Annotated in this window: 1 pseudogene; it reads left to right on the plus strand. The window is 45.9% G+C overall.

The annotated features are described in order from the left end of the window. Nucleotides 1-99: 99 nt before the first annotated feature. A pseudogene (locus tag RTW80_RS30425) lies at nt 100-244 on the plus strand (D-glycero-beta-D-manno-heptose-1,7-bisphosphate 7-phosphatase); the annotation flags it as partial.

The raw sequence follows: 244 nt of genomic DNA on the forward strand, positions 1-244 counted from the left end.
TCCAGACGTATAAATCACTCCACCTCTGTGCGATGAGCACTTTATTGCGCTGCGATTCATGAGATACTAGCTGAACAAGACTTTTTCAGGAGCAAACCGGTGGCAAAATCTGTACCCGCAATTTTTCTCGATCGTGACGGCACTATTAATGTGGATCACGGTTACGTCCATGAGATTGATGAGTTCGAATTTATCGATGGCGTAATAGATGCCATGCGCCAGTTGAAAGAGATGGGCTATGCGC

Source organism: Escherichia sp. AM3 (assembly GCF_032029835.1).
Taxonomy (GTDB): Bacteria; Pseudomonadota; Gammaproteobacteria; order Enterobacterales; family Enterobacteriaceae; genus Escherichia; species Escherichia coli.